At 64.9% G+C, this 239-nt stretch carries 1 protein-coding gene; it reads left to right on the top strand.

What is annotated here, in order from left to right; genetic code table 11:
• A partial coding sequence (locus tag BEK98_RS47780; protein WP_143684318.1) for a hypothetical protein occupies positions 1 to 239 on the top strand: 239 nt, incomplete at both ends.

The raw sequence follows: 239 nt of genomic DNA, 5'->3' as shown, positions 1-239 counted from the left end.
GCCTCAGGCCACGCCATCGACTTCGCCTATGACGAGGCAGGCCGCGAGCTGTCCCGTCACATCGGCGGAACGATTGTCCTGGAGCACACCTTCGATACTCTGGGCTGCCTCACCAGCCAGTCGGTGACCGGAGTGGGCGGCCGAGCGGTTCAACACCGGGCGTACTCCTATCGAGCCGACGGCAACTTGATAGGCGTTGAAGACAGCCTCAACGGCTCCCGCCGCTTCGACCTGGACGC

It is taken from the genome of Streptomyces diastatochromogenes, assembly GCF_002242805.1.
Lineage (GTDB): Bacteria > Actinomycetota > Actinomycetes > Streptomycetales > Streptomycetaceae > Streptomyces > Streptomyces diastatochromogenes.
This window is presented reverse-complemented; position numbering and strand designations above follow the sequence as displayed.